The organism is Bacillus sp. FJAT-44742, assembly GCF_002797315.1.
Lineage (GTDB): Bacteria > Bacillota > Bacilli > Bacillales > Marinococcaceae > Thalassorhabdus > Thalassorhabdus alkalitolerans.
Genome location: NZ_KZ454936.1, coordinates 316,322 through 333,109, shown reverse-complemented (window position 1 = coordinate 333,109; position 16,788 = coordinate 316,322). Strand labels below are relative to the sequence as shown.

The following is a 16,788-nucleotide window of genomic DNA, read 5'->3' as shown; positions in this document are numbered from 1 at the left end:
AGTGAGCTCCTTTTTTCACTTTACATTTCGAAACACATTAATGACAAACAACACGACCCCTATGGCTAATGTAATTCCCCCAATACCTATAATCGGGCCAAATGCTTCATATCCGCGGATGACCATAAATAAAGAACCAAGCATAATAGGGAGGGAAATATTATGCAGCCAGAAATGCCATTTTCCCAGATTACTCTTTTCTGCCCGCGGAAAAAGGTGGTAAATAAGACCGGCAAGCGTCATTGAAGTCCATCCCAGCAGCGCTAAATGGGCATGAACTCCGGTGTACTGAAATTCATAAGTCATTGACATAAATAGACCAAACAATACCGCGGCAAAGAAATAAATAACAGATATTTTAATCAGCTTAACCCCTATAACAACCCACTCCCTTCTCTTCATTGCATATTTATGCTCATTCTCTTTCCTATATGTAGAAATAGTAAAAAAGCTGTCTCAGCAGCCCAAAGGGAGGCAGAAACAGCTTTATCATGGATTAGGGGTGAAACTTCCTCATTGTTTTTTTCATCATTAAATCGTCCAGACTCTTAAATTCATAGCCCTGCTTTCTGCATTCATCAATGACACGTCCTAAGGCTTCCGCATTGTCTTTGGAAACGGAATGAAGCAGCATAATAGCCCCTGGGTGGATACGATTCATAATTTGTTCATAGGCATAATCTGCCCCTTTTTGGTTATCTGTTTCCCAATCTTTATAAGCAAGTGACCAGAACACGTTTATATATCCTAAGTCCCTGCTTAACGAAAGGCTCTCTTCACTGAACTTACCTTGCGGGGGACGCAAGTAAGGCATGTATTCCTCACCAGTTATTTCTTTGTATTCTTCTTTTAGTTTCGTCAGCTCTCTCTTTACTCTTTCTTCACTTACTTCCGGCAAACTGGGATGATGGTATGAATGATTGCCAACAATATGCCCTTCTTTAATCATTCTATTAATTAAGTCTGTTTCTGTCGTTAAGTAATGTCCCGTAATAAAAAAGGCTGCAGGCACTTCTTTCTCTTTGAGTACGTCTAACACCTGCTTTGTATACCCATTTTCATACCCGTTATCAAAAGTAAGGTACAAGCTTTTATCCTGGGGACACCCCATAAATACCCCATCGTATTCCTTTAATAATTCTTTATAATGAGGATCAGCATCAGCTGGCTGCTGATCCTTTGCCGGTTTGAAATTCCAGTTTAATACTTCACTGCTGATTTGTTTTGCATCTGTCACTGAGTGTTGAATAAAAAACAATCCTGTTCCTAGCAGCACTACTGCCATAACCCATACTGCCCAATGCCTCATAAGCCCATGGCCCCTTTTTTTACCTTAGTGTGGCTCAGTACGTATAAATTATCCCGCCTCCACAAAAAGGAAATGATTAGGAATTCAGTTTTGTCAAAACCATGAAAGCAGAGCTTGAGGAGTTTAACGTACAGGTGGCAACAATAAACCCAGGACCTTTTGAAACAGGCTTTAATGACCGCATGTTTGAAGAAAAATGGAAATGGTATGATCAAAATGAAGGTTTCACCAGCAGAGATTCTATCGCAGAAACGGAAAAAGTACTTGAAGAGCAGTACGATCCGGAAGATATGATTGCAAAAATGGTTGAAGTCATAGAGGCAGATTCTCACCACTTCCGTACTGCCTTCCCACAAGAAACGGAAAATAATATGAAAAGCTTTGAACAGGAAACGTGGGAAGAAAAAGTATAACAGAAATGAGGGTATCCCAAGTCTGCAATTGGGATACCCTCATTTTACATTTATTAAATCTATTTTAGCTGAACACAGGTTCTTTAAATTGGCCAAGTTTTTCAAGAGAAGACTTGTCCACATCGGCATGAAGACTGTTTCCATGAGAGTCCATCGTAACAATTGCAGCAAAGCCTTCCACTTCCAAATGCCACATTGCTTCAGGTATGCCGAATTCCATTAAATCTACTCCTTTTACATCTTTAATACAGTCAGCATAGTACTGAGCAGCACCTCCGATGGCGTTGAGGTACACACCTCCATGTTCTTCAAGAGCTTTCAACGTTTTTGGTCCCATGCCACCTTTACCAATTACTGCACGAATACCGAATTTCTTCATAATGTCACCTTGGTATGGTTCTTCCCGGATACTCGTGGTCGGGCCCGCTGCTTTGACCTGCCAGCCCTTTTCTTTATCGTTTAGCATAACCGGGCCGCAATGATAGATGATTTGGCCATTAAGGTCTATTGGAGCATCATGGCTCATCAAATGGTGGTGAATAGCATCTCTTCCGGTATGAAGATCTCCGTTAATAACGACAACGTCTCCTACCTTAAGCTCGCGAATTTGTTCTTCAGTTACAGGAGCTTGCAATACTACTTGCTTTACTTCCTCTTCTCCAGTAGCTTCCTGTGCTTCTTTTTTCGCCTCTTCGGCGAAATCAATTTTTTCACCCTCCTGGTAGTACCAGTCAGTAATTTCACCATTTTGAGGATCAATGGCTACTCCAAGACGGCGGAAAGCCCAGCAGTTATAGGCTACAGAAACGAAAAAGCTTGCAGGTAAACGGTTCATAGTACCCACTTTACAGCCAAGAAGAGTGGCTTCCCCTCCAAATCCCATTGTTCCAATCCCAAGCTTGTTCGCATTTTCAAGGACATACTCTTCAAGCTTCTTTAATTCCTGATTTGGATTTACATCGTCTACTGAACGAAACAGCTGATCTTTTGCCAATGAATAACTGGACGTACGGTCACCGCCGATGCCGACACCAATAAAACCTGCACTGCAGCCTTGTCCTTGCGCTTGGTAGACTGAATGCATAATACACTTTCTTATGCCGTCCAAATCACGTCCCGCTCTTCCCAGTCCTTCAAGCTCAGCGGGCAGACTGTATTGAATATTTTTGTTTTCACAGCCGCCGCCTTTTAAGACTAACCTTACATCTATGTAATCTTTTTCCCACTGTTCAAAGTACATGGCAGGAGTACCAGGGCCAAGATTATCTCCACTGTTTTTTCCAGTCAATGAATCAACGGAGTTAGGACGAAGCTTACCATCTTCCGTGGCCTGTACAAGAGCCTCTTCAATTTCCCTTTTTATTTCAATTTGGTTTGCTCCTATAGGAACTTTAATCTTAAATGTCGGCATGCCGGTATCCTGACAGATTGGAGAAACTTCTTCATCAGCCATTGATATGTTTTCCGTAATCGTTGACAATGACAAAGCTGCTCTGGTTCCTGCATTTTCCTGTGCCTTTGCCTGCTTTATCGCTTTCCGCACATCATACGGCAGGTTCGTAGAAGTTTCTACAATTAACTGGTACATACTTTCTTTGAAATTGTTCACAATCTCCCTCTCCTTTATTATCTTTTCCCTTTCATTATAAGCGTTTTCACAACATTTAGAAAGAAGCACATAAAAAGGTGTTTAACTAACAGATCCAAGGGGTATAATCATTTGTTTGATTTATTGATATTTTACCAAGATTAAGACTTTGCCTAAAACTCTTTTAAAAATCTTATCCTATACTTATAATGTTACTTTGTTCGAATTGATGTCTGCCGTAAAAGCCTGTGGTATAAATTTTTACATTATTTAGAAAGGAGTCTACTTATGGCTAAAAACAGAAAATTTACACAAGCAGCTCTCGACCGGGTTGAGGTTGTTGGGAACAAGCTCCCTCATCCTATAACACTCTTCGCTATTTTAGCTGTTGTCGTTATCTTCGTATCAGCCATTCTTTCTGCTGTAGGTATTACTGTAGATGATCCTGCTGAGCCGGGTGAGACAGTAGAAGTCACTAACCTGTTATCAGCTGACGGTATCGAGTATTTATTTACCAGCATGGTTGATAACTTTATTGGGTTTGCTCCTCTCGGCGTAGTACTTGCCACGATGATCGGGATTGGGGTTGCTGAAAGGTCCGGACTAATCAGTGCGGCTCTTAGGGGCTTCGTACTTTCAGTTCCAAAAAGTCTGATCACTTTCGGCCTTGTGTTTGCCGGTATTATGTCCAGCGTAGCATCAGATGCTGGATATGTAGTTCTTCCTCCGTTAGGAGCAGTAATATTTGCAGCATTAGGACGTCACCCATTAGCTGGGCTGGCTGCTGCATTTGCGGGGGTTTCTGCAGGGTTCAGTGCGAATTTATTCTTGTCTGCAACAGATCCAATGCTCGGTGAATTAACTATTCAGGCTGCTGCAACCATAGACCCTGCTTACGCAGAGACTATGAATATCGCAATGAACTACTACTTTATTTTTGCCTCAGTATTTGTTCTTTCTATTGTAGGAAGTATAGTTACTGAAAAAGTCGTAGAACCACGTTTAGGAGAATACAAAGGGGAATACAGAGAATCACTTAATGGCCTTGAAACTTCAGAAAAAAAAGGACTAATATGGGCTGTCATTTCCTTTGTCATCACTAGTATCCTAATGGCACTTCTAATTGTACCTGAGTGGGGACCTATGCGCGGAGAAGACCCTCAGCCTATTATCCAGTCGCCATTTATGCAGTCGTTAGTACCTGTTATTCTTATTCTGTTCCTTGTTCCAGGTCTTGTGTATGGCATGGTAACAAGAACCATTAAAAATGATAAAGACGTAGCAAATCAAATGTCTGACACAATGGCTGCAATGGGAATGTTCATTGTTCTTGCCTTTACAGCCGGTCAATTTGTTGCTTACTTTAATGAAACAAACATGGGACTAGTCCTAGGAGTGTATGGTGCTGAGTTCCTTCAAAGTGTAAACTTTACGGGAATACCACTAGTAATAGCCTTCATTATTGTAGCGGGCTTTATCAACTTATTTATAGGAAGCGCCTCTGCAAAATGGGCAATTATGGCTCCCGTCTTTGTCCCAATCATGATGCAGCTAGGCTACTCTCCAGAGCTTACACAAATGGCCTATCGTATTGCTGACTCAACAACTAACATCATTACGCCATTGATGACGTACTTTGCGATTATTATTGCGTTTGCTCAAAAATATGATAAGAAAATGGGAATTGGAACCCTTGTTTCAGTTATGCTTCCATATTCCATCATATTTACGATTGTTTGGACCATTATGCTGATCGTATGGATGCTCTTTGGAATTGACCTTGGACCAGGATCTCCTATCGAGTATGCACCAGCGGACTAATAACTAAAAGACTGAAACCAATCAGTCCTAAAAAAACACCCTACATGTTAGAGCAAAATTCTAACATGTGGGGTGTTTGTCTTTTGTGGAATATAGTCCCTCTGGAATCAGTATTTAGAAGCCAGATGCGTATCCCGATTAATATAATGAATCACTGGATTCCCTTCATGTTTTACTGTGATCTTTGTTACACCAGTGTTTCCAAGACGAAAAGGTCTGTGGAATTGGTACCAGTCATCACCAAGCATCAGAAACATTAAAAAGATGGAAAGAAACCCTCCGTGAGAAACAAGTGCAATTGTTTTCTCCTGGTGCTTCTCACTCAGCCCGTTTAAAAGCTGCTGACATCTTTCAGTTATTACCCCTACCTGTTCTGTTCCTTCTATTCCTGATGTCAGAAGGTTTTTGTTTCTCATGTCAGGAAATTCCTTATAAATTTCTTCTCTTGTTTTTCCTTCAAAAGGTCCCAGGTGAATTTCCCGGTAGGCTTCTGAAGCTATAATCGGTACATCCTGATACTTTTCAATTGCTTTTGCTGTTTCATAAGCCCTTGACAGGTCACTGCTATATAAAGCATCAAGTTTTGTTGACTTAAGAAACTGTCCAAGCAGCAAAGCCTGCTTTTTCCCTTCAACCGAAAGGGGGAAGTCCTGGCATCCTTGTAATTTCCCCGCTCTGTTCCCTTCTGATTCTCCGTGTCGTATTAGAAATAAATCCATTGTCTCTCTACTCCCAGTTCTTTTGAAATTGGTTGGTCTTAATTTTAACCTGATCAAGCATTTCTTGAAACCTGTTTAAGTCATTTATATCAGCTTCAGATGGATCCAGCGCCTCAAGCATATGACTCATTAGCTCAACTCTTTTCTGCAAATATTCCAATTGTCTTACTTTGTCGTAAACAGGACTTCCCATACACAACAATCCTTCTTTTTGAAGTTACCATATCAAAGGCCGCACGAAAGAACAAGAGAGGAGCCTTATTACGTCTTTCTCTTTTTCTTGTTTTAAGGTAAGATAAGGATTGTCTTTATTCAGGCAATTAACATTTGGAAAGAACGGAACTATGAAGAAAAGGAGCATCTTTGATGCGAATAAATACTTATGAACCACAGGCCCCAGCAACGGATGCATGGGAAGCCTATAAGGATATAGAAGAGTTTGGTTCTCTTCAGCTATCTAATATAGAATTTACGACAACCACTTTATGTAACATGCGATGTGAACATTGTGCCGTAGGCTACATGCTCCAGCCCAAAGACCCTGAGCCCCTGCCGCTGGATTTACTGATCAAACGCCTGGACGAAATTCCAAATTTGAGAGCTTTCAGCATTACAGGTGGAGAGCCTATGCTCTCTATGAAATCTGTAAAAAACTATGTAGTGCCTTTGCTGAAATATGCCCATGAGCGAGGGGCCAAGACACAGATAAATTCAAATCTCACGCTTGATATTAATCGTTATGAACTAATTGTTCCTTATTTAGATGTCCTTCATATTTCACATAATTATGGAAGTAAAGAGGACTTTGTTGACATCGGATTTTCCATGATGAACAAAAAACCATCTCAAAAGCAAGCTGAAGCTTATTTTGACCGAATGGTTGAAAATGCTAAAATTCTCTCATCTCAAGGTGTGATGGTATCTGCTGAAACCATGCTCAATAAACGAACTCTTCCACATCTCGAGGACATTCATGATCAAATTATTTCGATGGGATGCGGACGTCATGAAGTTCACCCAATGTACCCAAGTGATTTTGCGAGCTCCCTCAAGCCTGCTTCCTTGCAAGAGATTCGAGAAGGAATTCATCGTTTGCTTGACCACCGAAATAAGGATACATGGATGCTTTTTGGGACGCTTCCATTTTACGCCTGCAGCTCTAGTGATGAAGATTTAGCATTACTTACACGTTTATACAATGAAGAAGGTGTCACGGTAAGAAACGACCCTGACGGACGGTCACGCTTAAACGTTAACATATTTGACGGGGAGATTATTGTTACTGACTTTGGTGATGAACCTTCTTTAGGCAATATAAAGCATACCACCTTACCTGATGCTTATAATTCCTGGTTAGATAGTAACCTTGCTCGCTCTTTAAATTGTCATTGTCCTGCAGTGAAATGCCTTGGCCCAAATGTTCTTGTGAAAAACGCCTATTACAAAAACAAAGATTTCACAAAGCTATCCTCTAATATTACCTTGTAAAAAAAGGTGCCTCCAACACCGTGCTGCTCTCTTACGCTGATGGGGGCACCTTTTTTAATTTCCTGGGATAAACTTTAATGAAAGATGGTTTTGGACAGGGAGCCAGGCCTGCACATCCTGTTGCGTCACATTTTTAACTTCAATCATTTGCTTTCCGCCTTTCAGGACTAAATACACTTCCCCATAGGTGACGCTTCCTTTTTCTTTGACAGCTGGAACATACCCATGCAAAGACCCTGACTGCCCCCCGTTTACACGGTAAGCATGATCAAGCTCTGTTCCATTCCAAATTGTTGTCTCCATTGCGACGGGAAGCTTTGTTTCTTTAGCCGCATGCAGGACCATCATTTTTTTTACTTCATCTCCATCAGGAATGTCCGCTGTTATTTCCCCTTTTACTCGGTTTGACTGATTTTGTTTATACTTTAAAGCAAAGGTTTCGTTCCCGCCCCGATTATCAAAGGAATTTGTGTTTACCTTTTCATACTCCCAATTTGCTTCAGAGCTTTCCCCTTCGTAGCATAACGCCCACTCGCCAAGGAATATGGAGGCTTTGAAGCCAAAAGCAAACTTTGAACCATCAATGGTTGTTTCATTTAAAATTCGTATTAACTCTGGGTTCATTACAGGAACATTTGATGTTTCAATTAACTCCTTCGAAAGAGAGCTTGGATACAGAAATGGCTCATCTTTAGTACTGCTTGAAAATGTATTCTCTTTTGAAATATCAAAGACATAATCTGGTTTATCGTCTGCTTTTTCACTTTCTTCAGCTAATGCTGCTCCAGAAACCGGAAGTATTAGTATTAGCAAAACGACGATTAATCGCAGCATCCATATTTTCATCGGAGATATCCTCCTTCTTTGTTTTTTTCTATTGTTTTCAGGGAGCAGGAAAAATATCCGACAATTAGAGAAATATTCTAGAAATGAATCTTCCATAAGAAAAGAGCCCCTCCTTATGTCATATCAGGCTTACTTGCCGCCTTAAGACTTTTGGAAGGGCTCTTTTTTTCACTAATTATGATCTTTGTTCAAAGAGATCTATTTTTCTCCATTTGCCAAATCTGTAATAACCAACAGCGAAGAGGCTGCTTATAATAAAGCTCACACCTATTCCTAACGCAATCCCTTCTGCTCCAAGCCAGGATGAAAAAAACCAGGCCAGGGGAAAACGCAGGATCCAAAAGGAAAGGATATTTAACACTAGTACTTGAAACATTGCTCCAGCCGCTCTCACAATACCGTTCAGAACAAAATTTATGCCGAGAAATGGATAGAAAAAAGCAACCCACTGTAAATAAACCGTTCCAAATTCTATGGTTGCCTGATCATCCACAAACATTCTCATTAAGTATTCTGCCGAAAGAAAGACAAACAAGCTTATCGTGATGGTTACTACAAGAATGAGAATCATTCCGCTTTTTGCAATGTCTCCTACACGCTCCCACTTCCTTGCTCCAATGTTCTGTCCTGCCATGCTGTTAATGGCCGATCCGAGTGTTAAAGCTGGGAGCATAATAAGGCTGTCTATTCGCTGGGCTGCACCATATCCCGCTACAACGGTATCACCAAATGCTGTCACTACCGTCATAATTGCAAGAACCCCTGCGGAAATGGCCATCATAGAAAGGCCTGATGGAAGGCCGAGCTTGAAGACTCGTTTAAACTCTTCCAAAGGGGGCAAGAAGGGTATTGAAAAGGGCACTCCTCTTTTAAGAATGGAATACAGGAGGCCAAATATGAATGCAGATCCCTGAGAAACAATCGTTGCATACGCAGCACCATTGATCCCTAAATCCAGGACATAAATAAACAAGGGATCCAACACAGCATTTAAAGCAACAGCCATCATGATAAAACGAAGGGGAGTTTTACTATCGCCCAGAGCTCTTAAAACCGTCCCGATAAAATTGTATCCAAACAGTAAAACAATGCCAATCAAATTGATTTGCAAATAAGATAGAGCCATCGGCATAATGGTGTCTGGGGTACCCATAAAACGTAAAATATAGGGTGCTAAGAAAAAACCAACAACACCCATAATTATCGCGAGGCTTCCTAATACAAAGACAAAGGTGTTTAATGAAGCCTTAAGTCCTTCTTCGTCTTTTTGACCTTTTCGCTGAGAAAGCACTGTTAACGTAGCGCCATTAATTCCAATAATAAAAGAAAGGACCGTAAAAATTACGGTACTGGATATGGCGATGGCTCCAAGTGCTTCAGCACCAAGCAAGTTTCCTACCCATAAGCTATCTATGATCTGATACGAGCTTTGTAGTAGATTACCGAAGAAAATAGGCCATGAGAAAAAAATCATTTTCTTCATAATGCTTCCTTCGGTAAAATCCAGTTCATGTATTTTTTGCTTCTCCTTCAACCTCTTCACCCTCATTTCTTGCCAGAGCCCGCTCTCTCATATCCTATGTTGGAAGGTAATCGTTATTATACTTTTCCTTAATTGACTTCTCATAAGTTCTTACAGTCACATTTATTAAAGAGGAGCTAATCCACTGGGTAAGCAAAGCTACGACAAACACCCAAACATCGATCACAATAGCTAATAGTAAAAATATAGACATATTCATCCAGAACAATGGACGTCCCGGCAGCACTCCGCTAAAACGATAAATGATATGAGCCAGTATTGCGAACCCACCAGAAGAAGCTCCTTTGCAATACAATAAGCCTACACCTAAACCAAAAAGGAAAGCTCCAGCCGGAATAGAGATCATTCCCGGGAAAGAGTCAAACCTTATAAAGGAAGATAAAAGAAATATAGAGAAGGAAGCAGCTGATACCGTATATAAAGTTTTGAGAGCACTTTTTACACCTATCCAGCGACAAGCACCAGCCAGCATAACCGCATTCATTCCCCATAACGTATATTCATGAGGAAAAGAAAACCAGTGGTGAAATAATATTGTCACGCCCGCTGCTCCTCCTGACGGTATATCATAGGGAAACAAAAATAAAGCCATGGCTGTCCCCTGCAGAACTGCCCCTCCTGTCAGCCATAAAGCTGTTACAAGGAGAATTTTCATACTAGTTCAAATGATTCTGTAATATGTATACTTTCTTGAACAGATTGAACCATAGAACAATTCTTTCTTGTCACTTCCAAGCTTTTCTTTATTTGCTCATTGTTTGCATTAGGAGCATTAATGACGAAATGCAGGTGGACTTTTTGAATCTCTTGAGCCCCTTCATTATTACGCGTAACGGCAGCATCAACTGTAATATCTCTTACTTCTATTCGTTTTTTTTCAAGCACCTTTCTTAGTACGCCTCCGCTGCAGACTGCAATCGAAGAAACGAGCAGTTGATACGGACGGAAACCAAATTTTTCGTTGCCTGAAATTTGTAAAGAACCAAACTCAGTCTCTGTGCTAAAACCCTGCTCCTGCATAATAAATTTCAATCTTGCCCTCTCCTTTTTTGACTGTATTTCTTACTTATTGTAAAGCGTGATATAAGGAAAGTCGAATGGTTGGATTCTTCCTTCACTTATGGCAGTAGCTGGCAGGGAGAGGGGGTTTTTACAGGGAGGATGCAAATGTCTGAGTCTCTAAAAAGAAAACAATGGAAAGATTCCTTGAACCAGAAAAAACGATGAAACAAGCTCCCAACAGATTGGGAGCTTGTCCATATATTTATCGAACTGATTCGCCGTACACCTCATTTAAAATCTCATGTGCTGGCTTAGAGTACAGGTTTTTTGGAATTACATCTAATATTTCTTTATTCAAGTGTTGTTCTAGGTCTTTAACGTATTCTTTATTTCCTATTAAATAAACCCCTTTTAAATTTCTATTTTTCACTTGCTTATCAATGATTGGTCCAAGCTGTTTATACCACCGTAGACGGTTTTCCTCAAATCTGTGCTGGAACTCATCCACCTGGGTTGAGCCAGATGCCAGCCTGTCACTTGATGCATTCCCTTTATATTCTCTCCAGTCTTCTGTCTCAAATTCCCAGCTGTATTTCACTTCATCTCTTATCTCACCCATTGCAGAGTCGATTAAGATAACATCTCTTTGCTGGATAAGAAGAAGCCCTGCTGGAGGATAGGTAGACTCCAGTTTTTCTAAAGGCTCGACTACCGGGGATTTCTCCCAATGAAACTCACTCTCAAGGGATACCTGCACCTTTGTTTCTTCCCAAAAACCGCCATCAGCAGAAGCGAAAACAACAATGCCTTTTTGCATATCTGTCTGCTGTGACAGGATGTGCTCGTGAACCTTTTTGCTGATATTTTTAAATGCTTTTAGTTCTTCGTCAGAACCGCTTTTTTCCACATATTCCTGAAGCCTCTTCAACCCGTTTTTCAGACGGATTTTCCACTCTCCATTGTGCTGTGTCCCTTCACCAAAATCGGTATTCAGGTAAACTGAAAGAACTCCATGATCATCTTTCTTTTCTTTATATTTTAGTAATTCTTCTGCTAGTGCCATGTGTAATTCTCCTTTCTAAGTGACGATAACCTAACTGTTTCGTTATAGGATATATTGCCTTTACGCTTTAGCAGTAAACATAGAAAATCCTCCACTGTAACAGAACAGGAATCAACATCGTTTTTGAGAAGTAAAAAAAAGAGCTCTCACCGATTGGTGAGGGCTCTTCTCAATAGCCGGGTTTTGTACCAGCCTCTTTACTATTGTCTGAATTAATGTGTTCGATCCAGTGGTTCTTCTCCTTCTTCAGGAAGCTTTTCTACCGCTTCCACGTCTCCAGGAATTGTGCCTGCTATTTTGTTTTGTTCAAATTCTTTTTCCACTTCACTTTTGAGCTCGCGGATTTCTTGGGCTGATTCCTTTGTTACTTCTTTAAATTCAACTGTTGTTTCTTTTAAATCCAACGCCTTATCAGAAATATACTGTAAATCTTCACTGGCCTTTTTCAGTAACTCTGAAAATCTCTGGGATGTATTTTTCAACTGCTGCATAATATCATCTCGATTTTGAGAGACAAAACGTGTAGCCTCGTTTACAGTACTAACGGTTTGTTTAGTTGCATTAAACACATTTTCTCTGGTTTTTTTATTTGCCACTACGAGTCCAATACCAATGATTCCACCAAGAGCCATACCAATTTGAAGACCCGATTTCCCCTTCTTTTCTTGAGGTTCCATAATTATCCGCCTTCCTTTCAGAGTATAGACAGTTTGCTTGTTATCATCTTACCATAACGTCTGCACTGTAATGTACTCTATACCCATCTAAAGAGGTTTTTTTAACCTGAAAATATTCTTCAGCAAGGCTCCTCTACTATGAGTGAATACTCATTCATAATTAGAGTAAGTAACTTGATCTCCAAAACAATCTTCTTTGATTCTTCCATGTATAAGAAGCAGGTCCAGATGTCCAATAACCTCAGATAGCGTAAGGTCAGGCTGCTTTTGGTATACCTTTGGAAAAAGCTCTTTTGAAACAGCAAAAGCAGTTTTTCCGGGGTTTTCCTTGATCATTTGGTATATATACTCGGCTCTGTTGTTTTGTTCGTTTAGTCGTTTCTCTATCAAGGAATGTGGTTTATCAAAAAAGTCCCCGTGACCAGGATATACCATCGAAACGGTTAGTTCAGTACAAAGCAATAAAGACTCCCGGTACTGAAGTAAGGTTCTTGGTCTTGACTCTTTATTATAGGGCGCCTCTATAATAGCATTTGAAGAGATGTGAGCCAACAAATGATCCCCACCAATTATTATACCAGTCTGTTCTTCATACAGAATAATATGACTCTGAGCATGTCCTGGAACTTCATAGGATCTCCACCCTGGCAATCCAGGAACAATGTCTCCATTTTTTAGACGGTAAGTAAGAGATGCCGTGCTTATATATTTTTGGTAAGCTGCCTGATTTTGAATGATCTTTTCAGTCAATACATCCGGCACTCCAGCTGTCCGAGATAAAGATTGAAAGAAACTTCTCACCTCTGCCAAAAAATGCTGATCTTTTTGCAGCCAGGGTTCATTTTTCCAATGACCGAGAATTCTAGCCTTCCGAAAGAATTTGTGGACCATTCCAGTATGATCAGGGTGGTGATGAGTTATGATTACCTGTTCGATATCTTCCGGGTCTAAACCAAGGCTGGTTAGCTCTTTTTTCAGGACGGCCCAGGCTTCATCAGTGCCCGGGCCCGTATCCACCAAAGTCAGTGTGTCGCCTTTAATAATATACACGTTAACAGGGCCGACAAGAAATGGGGTTGGTAATGTGATCCTGTAGATCCCTTTTTCAGAAGCAAGTTTAACCATACCAATCTCCCCTCTTTTATAAAGAGTCGCATTGCTGTCTGAGCACTTGTTCACTTTTGAGAAAAAAAATAAAACCTTTCTTCATTACCGATTATTTTATCTGGAATTTCAAAGAAAACAAACGAATGTATATTAGTTATATACTTCAGTTAAAAAGCTGTCAGTATCTAGATTCTCAAAATCATTTCTGTTGTGATACTTCAGCTCTCTTAACTCTACAGTTAATTCTTCAATTTTTCTTTGCATATCTTCCATAGCTTTCTTTTCTGATACAGTCATTCCTCTCTCCTCCTAATAAAAATATTTATATATAAATATATTCACTAACTCTTTAACTTTATCAATTTAAAGTTGTAAATATTCTATCAATTTACTGTACCTTTGTAAATGTTTTTTTCATTATAAAATAATTTGACAATATTCAAAAAAAATTAACATTTTTCTTATACTTTATTGCATTTATGCGGTAAAATAAGGGTACATAACTGTATATACATGTTCCTGTCATTGACAATTTTAAATAAAGGAATGATTATCTGTGAGAAAACCTCTTAGACACACATTCGAAGAACTTGTTGCTGAAAACAAGCGTGAACTGTTGGAAGATATGTCTGCATTAGACAAAATTGAAGAGCGTTTGGAAGAACGCCAGTCTAGAGAAGTACAAGTAAAAGTTAAGCCTCGGGAGAAGCAAGTACAGAATTAATAAAAAGGGAAAAAGAACGTTACCCAGGACTCCCATATTTTTCAAAAACATGGGAGTCTCTTTCTTATATTCTTTTTGATGCTTCCGTTAAAGAAAATCGCCCCCTCCACCATATGGCGAGGGAGGCGATTTTCTTTATACTCTGTTCAATGTATTGCCTTTTATGCCCCTTGTACAACAGCAAAACATGTTGACAGTTTCATTTGCAAACTACACACAGCCAGCCACTATTTCGCTCATTGTTAGATAACCTAGCCAAAGCTGTGTATCTCTTAAGAAGGCAGACTTAATGAATGAGTAATCATTCAATTGTACGCCCCAAGAATTTTTTGCAGCTTCAGTGCATTTCCCATACCGCCCTCAATCTTCAACTTCCCTGTCATAAATGCTGTCGTAGGATTTAACTCTCCCTGAACCAGTTTCAGAAAATTATTGTCTTTCATTTTTAGCGTGCAATCTGGGGTCTCAAGCTTTCCCTTTTGATAATAGACCTGCCCATCCGTAAATTGAATCTGAAAAACCCCTTCTTCTTCCCCCGTTAAATCAAATTGATATGTTTTTTCTACCCCTTCAATTTCTTTCGGGTCTTCATTCATTTTTCTGGACAGGCTTTCCAATGTTTCCATCACTCTCATAACTGTCTTCTCCTTTGTATCTTTTTTACCTGTAAAGAGGTATACAACCCTGCTGCTCTCCCTTTATTTATTTGACATGTTGTTTGTTAATTCCTCTGCTTTGCTGATTATTTTTTTTGTTATGAGTGAAAAAACCATATGCTTAATGCTGTCTCTTTCATTTAGCAAGTGGTGTCCTCCTTGGTCCACTAAGTAAAAGAAAGCATTAGGAAATTTTTTTTCTAAAAACCTAAGGTTGTATTTCCAATCCACAGTTTTGTCCATATTACCCTGGATAATATGAACAGGAAATTGACTTGGCTCAAGAGCCCTCATTTCTTTTTCCCACTCAAACATTGCTTCGAGCCAGCATAGAGGAATGGCAGGGCCATGCAAAGGGTCCTCTTTAATCCTTTCAGATAGCTCTGGATTTTCTTTATCGGTCCGTATTTTCCTTGGCACCTCTTTGACTAAAGGGGATATTAACGAATGCCCTGCTTTCGATAAATGCCATTTACTGGACCGCGCCAGAGGAGCAATAAGAGTAAGACTTTCAAACTGATGATCTGGTTTGGTGAGTACATGCTGGACACTGATCCCGCCTCCCGTACTGTGGCCGATAACATGATATTTTCCTGCCCCGTATTGTTTCATTTGCTCATCCATCGCATACAGGACCTTTTGGTAATATGTAAAATCCTCAATCACATATTGCTCACCGGTTGACAACCCGTGTCCCGGCAGGTCAATAATAAATACGCGTCCTTTACTTTCTGTCAGGTAACGAATAAATTCTGAAAGCATTCCTGCATGGTCGAAATATCCATGCAAAATCAGTATATTATATTGGTAAGATTCAGGAGTAAAGCATTGAAAAAAAAGAAAATCATTGTTTACAGGCAAGAATTCGTAATCTGCTTTTACCCGTTCTTTTTCTCCAGGAAAGTTATATATCTCATGGTACTTTTTAATATTAGCTTTTAGTTTATCTTTGCGAAACTTTCCCATGTCCTATGTCCTCCAGTCCTTGAAAACGCTTATTCTAAAGGCTTTTTATGTAAGTTTATGACTTCTTCTGTCAAAAGGGTAGAGAAAAATCCAATTGTTGTTATACTTTTTGATAACTATATTATAAGAAGGGAAAACTATGTCCTTATTAGAAAATATTGAGGAAAAGCGTACAGAAATGTTAGAGACTGCTGAAAAATTTGGGCTTAGTTCTGAAGAAACTCTCTCCTGTAGTCAAGAGCTGGATCATTTAATTTCCGAAGTCCAGCATTGGCAAACCTGATCAAGTCATAATCCATAGCTCATTCGTTATCTGCTTTAGGAATAGTCTTAAAAGCTCCCTGTCACATTGACAGGGAGCTTTTTGTGGTTTTGCTACTGTTATTGAAGCCGAGGATCGTCTAACAGCCGATCCAATTCTTCCATGTGTCCTGTTTCATCAGCAATTAAATCTTCCAGTTTAATTTGAAGTTCCACAAAACCAAGCTCTTCTGCCAGCTTAACTCTTTTCTTATATCTTTCAATCGTATCAATCTCAGACTGGCGTGCATTTTGGAGCATTTCATAAACGTCACTTGTTTGTTTTACCTCTGCAGCTCTCGTAGTTGGAGTACCGCCTAGAGTTTTGATTTTTTCTGCCAGATAAAGAGCATGACCTTGTTCATCTGATATTTCACTTTCAAAAAACGGCTTCAACACTTGGCGGTATAAACCTGAAACCACTGCTGCATAGTTAGAGTACATAATAGAAGCTGCATACTCGTTAGCCAAATCCTCATTCAAACCGTCAATTAATTCTTGTAGCTTCGGATCCATATAATCTCCTCCTTAAACGATCAACATGATTTTTAGCTATTTCTGTTAGG

21 protein-coding genes are annotated in these 16,788 nt (G+C 39.8%); 5 read left to right on the top strand and 16 right to left on the bottom strand.

What is annotated here, in order from left to right:
• Window positions 1-15: 15 nt before the first annotated feature.
• Complete coding sequence (locus tag CEF17_RS01610; RefSeq protein ID WP_232725387.1) at window positions 16-402, bottom strand: cbb3-type cytochrome c oxidase subunit I; 387 nt, start codon at window positions 400-402, stop codon at window positions 16-18.
• 94 nt (window positions 403-496) lie between these two features.
• On the bottom strand, window positions 497-1,309 hold the full coding sequence (gene pdaA, locus CEF17_RS01605; protein ID WP_100398023.1) for a delta-lactam-biosynthetic de-N-acetylase: 813 nt from the start codon (window positions 1,307-1,309) through the stop codon (window positions 497-499).
• Between the two features lie 101 nt (window positions 1,310-1,410).
• Here pdaA and CEF17_RS01600 point away from each other — a divergent pair, with 101 nt between their 5' ends.
• Window positions 1,411-1,722 carry a hypothetical protein gene (locus tag CEF17_RS01600; RefSeq protein WP_198508855.1) on the top strand — a complete coding sequence of 104 codons (312 nt, stop codon included), beginning with the start codon at window positions 1,411-1,413 and terminating at the stop codon, window positions 1,720-1,722.
• 64 nt (window positions 1,723-1,786) lie between these two features.
• Here CEF17_RS01600 and CEF17_RS01595 read toward each other — a convergent pair whose 3' ends face one another.
• Window positions 1,787-3,310 (bottom strand): fumarate hydratase, encoded by a 1,524-nt coding sequence (locus CEF17_RS01595; RefSeq protein ID WP_100400747.1) that lies wholly within the window; start codon window positions 3,308-3,310, stop codon window positions 1,787-1,789.
• Window positions 3,311-3,598: 288 nt separating this feature from the next.
• Here CEF17_RS01595 and CEF17_RS01590 point away from each other — a divergent pair, with 288 nt between their 5' ends.
• Window positions 3,599-5,131, top strand: a complete 1,533-nt coding sequence (locus CEF17_RS01590) for an AbgT family transporter (protein ID WP_100398022.1) — start codon at window positions 3,599-3,601, stop codon at window positions 5,129-5,131.
• 107 nt (window positions 5,132-5,238) lie between these two features.
• Here CEF17_RS01590 and CEF17_RS01585 read toward each other — a convergent pair whose 3' ends face one another.
• Together CEF17_RS01585 and CEF17_RS01580 are read right to left on the bottom strand one after the other, a co-directional pair.
• Entirely contained in the window at window positions 5,239-5,850 is a 612-nt protein-coding gene (locus CEF17_RS01585; RefSeq protein WP_100398021.1) for a histidine phosphatase family protein, read from the bottom strand.
• A gap of 7 nt (window positions 5,851-5,857) precedes the next feature.
• The gene (locus tag CEF17_RS01580; RefSeq protein ID WP_100398020.1) at window positions 5,858-6,043 is read right to left on the bottom strand and encodes an SE1561 family protein; all 186 of its coding nucleotides are present in this window, start codon (window positions 6,041-6,043) and stop codon (window positions 5,858-5,860) included.
• 173 nt (window positions 6,044-6,216) lie between these two features.
• Between CEF17_RS01580 and yfkAB the strand changes: the two genes are divergently transcribed.
• A complete protein-coding gene (gene yfkAB, locus CEF17_RS01575; protein WP_100398019.1) occupies window positions 6,217-7,338 on the top strand; it encodes a radical SAM/CxCxxxxC motif protein YfkAB in 1,122 nt (373 codons plus the stop codon).
• Between the two features lie 54 nt (window positions 7,339-7,392).
• On the opposite strand, the gene CEF17_RS01570 is transcribed toward yfkAB, so the two are convergent.
• The 8 genes from CEF17_RS01570 to CEF17_RS20245 form a co-directional block, all read right to left on the bottom strand.
• The gene (locus CEF17_RS01570) at window positions 7,393-8,184 is read right to left on the bottom strand and encodes a YfkD family protein (protein ID WP_232725386.1); all 792 of its coding nucleotides are present in this window, start codon (window positions 8,182-8,184) and stop codon (window positions 7,393-7,395) included.
• A 175-nt stretch (window positions 8,185-8,359) separates the two neighbouring features.
• The gene (locus CEF17_RS01565; protein ID WP_232725553.1) at window positions 8,360-9,667 is read right to left on the bottom strand and encodes an MATE family efflux transporter; all 1,308 of its coding nucleotides are present in this window, start codon (window positions 9,665-9,667) and stop codon (window positions 8,360-8,362) included.
• A 94-nt stretch (window positions 9,668-9,761) separates the two neighbouring features.
• Window positions 9,762-10,382 (bottom strand): YitT family protein, encoded by a 621-nt coding sequence (locus tag CEF17_RS01560; RefSeq protein ID WP_100398017.1) that lies wholly within the window; start codon window positions 10,380-10,382, stop codon window positions 9,762-9,764.
• A complete protein-coding gene (locus CEF17_RS01555) occupies window positions 10,379-10,759 on the bottom strand; it encodes an OsmC family protein (RefSeq protein WP_100398016.1) in 381 nt (126 codons plus the stop codon). Before CEF17_RS01555 ends, CEF17_RS01560 begins: the two co-directional genes overlap by 4 nt.
• Before the next feature lie 232 nt (window positions 10,760-10,991).
• Window positions 10,992-11,792 carry a VLRF1 family aeRF1-type release factor gene (locus CEF17_RS01550; protein WP_100398015.1) on the bottom strand — a complete coding sequence of 267 codons (801 nt, stop codon included), beginning with the start codon at window positions 11,790-11,792 and terminating at the stop codon, window positions 10,992-10,994.
• A gap of 212 nt (window positions 11,793-12,004) precedes the next feature.
• Window positions 12,005-12,469, bottom strand: coding sequence for a hypothetical protein (locus CEF17_RS01545; RefSeq protein ID WP_100398014.1), 465 nt, complete (start codon window positions 12,467-12,469; stop codon window positions 12,005-12,007).
• Window positions 12,470-12,619: 150 nt separating this feature from the next.
• Window positions 12,620-13,594 carry an MBL fold metallo-hydrolase gene (locus CEF17_RS01540; protein WP_100398013.1) on the bottom strand — a complete coding sequence of 325 codons (975 nt, stop codon included), beginning with the start codon at window positions 13,592-13,594 and terminating at the stop codon, window positions 12,620-12,622.
• Between the two features lie 132 nt (window positions 13,595-13,726).
• Window positions 13,727-13,873, bottom strand: coding sequence for a hypothetical protein (locus CEF17_RS20245; RefSeq protein WP_198153516.1), 147 nt, complete (start codon window positions 13,871-13,873; stop codon window positions 13,727-13,729).
• A gap of 259 nt (window positions 13,874-14,132) precedes the next feature.
• On the opposite strand from CEF17_RS20245, the gene CEF17_RS01535 reads away from it, so the two are divergent.
• Window positions 14,133-14,300, top strand: a complete 168-nt coding sequence (locus tag CEF17_RS01535) for an FbpB family small basic protein (RefSeq protein ID WP_100398012.1) — start codon at window positions 14,133-14,135, stop codon at window positions 14,298-14,300.
• 305 nt (window positions 14,301-14,605) lie between these two features.
• Here CEF17_RS01535 and CEF17_RS01530 read toward each other — a convergent pair whose 3' ends face one another.
• Window positions 14,606-14,935 carry an SCP2 sterol-binding domain-containing protein gene (locus CEF17_RS01530; protein ID WP_100398011.1) on the bottom strand — a complete coding sequence of 110 codons (330 nt, stop codon included), beginning with the start codon at window positions 14,933-14,935 and terminating at the stop codon, window positions 14,606-14,608.
• A gap of 63 nt (window positions 14,936-14,998) precedes the next feature.
• Entirely contained in the window at window positions 14,999-15,922 is a 924-nt protein-coding gene (locus tag CEF17_RS01525; RefSeq protein WP_100398010.1) for an alpha/beta hydrolase, read from the bottom strand.
• 139 nt (window positions 15,923-16,061) lie between these two features.
• Between CEF17_RS01525 and CEF17_RS01520 the strand changes: the two genes are divergently transcribed.
• Complete coding sequence (locus CEF17_RS01520) at window positions 16,062-16,205, top strand: aspartyl-phosphate phosphatase Spo0E family protein (RefSeq protein WP_100398009.1); 144 nt, start codon at window positions 16,062-16,064, stop codon at window positions 16,203-16,205.
• Between the two features lie 98 nt (window positions 16,206-16,303).
• Here CEF17_RS01520 and CEF17_RS01515 read toward each other — a convergent pair whose 3' ends face one another.
• Complete coding sequence (locus CEF17_RS01515) at window positions 16,304-16,738, bottom strand: ferritin-like domain-containing protein (RefSeq protein WP_100398008.1); 435 nt, start codon at window positions 16,736-16,738, stop codon at window positions 16,304-16,306.
• Window positions 16,739-16,788 lie beyond the last annotated feature (50 nt).

Bases quoted from the DNA above. Each gene is read 5' to 3' on its own strand.
- CEF17_RS01610 (WP_232725387.1), bottom strand. From the start codon at position 402: ATGAAGAGAAGGGAGTGGGTTGTTATAGGGGTTAAGCTGATTAAAATA.
- pdaA (WP_100398023.1), bottom strand. From the start codon at position 1,309: ATGAGGCATTGGGCAGTATGGGTTATGGCAGTAGTGCTGCTAGGAACA.
- CEF17_RS01600 (WP_198508855.1), top strand. From the start codon at position 1,411: ATGAAAGCAGAGCTTGAGGAGTTTAACGTACAGGTGGCAACAATAAAC.
- CEF17_RS01595 (WP_100400747.1), bottom strand. From the start codon at position 3,310: ATGTACCAGTTAATTGTAGAAACTTCTACGAACCTGCCGTATGATGTG.
- CEF17_RS01590 (WP_100398022.1), top strand. From the start codon at position 3,599: ATGGCTAAAAACAGAAAATTTACACAAGCAGCTCTCGACCGGGTTGAG.
- CEF17_RS01585 (WP_100398021.1), bottom strand. From the start codon at position 5,850: ATGGATTTATTTCTAATACGACACGGAGAATCAGAAGGGAACAGAGCG.
- CEF17_RS01580 (WP_100398020.1), bottom strand. From the start codon at position 6,043: ATGGGAAGTCCTGTTTACGACAAAGTAAGACAATTGGAATATTTGCAG.
- yfkAB (WP_100398019.1), top strand. From the start codon at position 6,217: ATGCGAATAAATACTTATGAACCACAGGCCCCAGCAACGGATGCATGG.
- CEF17_RS01570 (WP_232725386.1), bottom strand. From the start codon at position 8,184: ATGAAAATATGGATGCTGCGATTAATCGTCGTTTTGCTAATACTAATA.
- CEF17_RS01565 (WP_232725553.1), bottom strand. From the start codon at position 9,667: ATGAAGAAAATGATTTTTTTCTCATGGCCTATTTTCTTCGGTAATCTA.
- CEF17_RS01560 (WP_100398017.1), bottom strand. From the start codon at position 10,382: ATGAAAATTCTCCTTGTAACAGCTTTATGGCTGACAGGAGGGGCAGTT.
- CEF17_RS01550 (WP_100398015.1), bottom strand. From the start codon at position 11,792: ATGGCACTAGCAGAAGAATTACTAAAATATAAAGAAAAGAAAGATGAT.
- CEF17_RS01545 (WP_100398014.1), bottom strand. From the start codon at position 12,469: ATGGAACCTCAAGAAAAGAAGGGGAAATCGGGTCTTCAAATTGGTATG.
- CEF17_RS01540 (WP_100398013.1), bottom strand. From the start codon at position 13,594: ATGGTTAAACTTGCTTCTGAAAAAGGGATCTACAGGATCACATTACCA.
- CEF17_RS20245 (WP_198153516.1), bottom strand. From the start codon at position 13,873: ATGACTGTATCAGAAAAGAAAGCTATGGAAGATATGCAAAGAAAAATT.
- CEF17_RS01530 (WP_100398011.1), bottom strand. From the start codon at position 14,935: ATGAGAGTGATGGAAACATTGGAAAGCCTGTCCAGAAAAATGAATGAA.
- CEF17_RS01525 (WP_100398010.1), bottom strand. From the start codon at position 15,922: ATGGGAAAGTTTCGCAAAGATAAACTAAAAGCTAATATTAAAAAGTAC.
- CEF17_RS01520 (WP_100398009.1), top strand. From the start codon at position 16,062: ATGTCCTTATTAGAAAATATTGAGGAAAAGCGTACAGAAATGTTAGAG.
- CEF17_RS01515 (WP_100398008.1), bottom strand. From the start codon at position 16,738: ATGGATCCGAAGCTACAAGAATTAATTGACGGTTTGAATGAGGATTTG.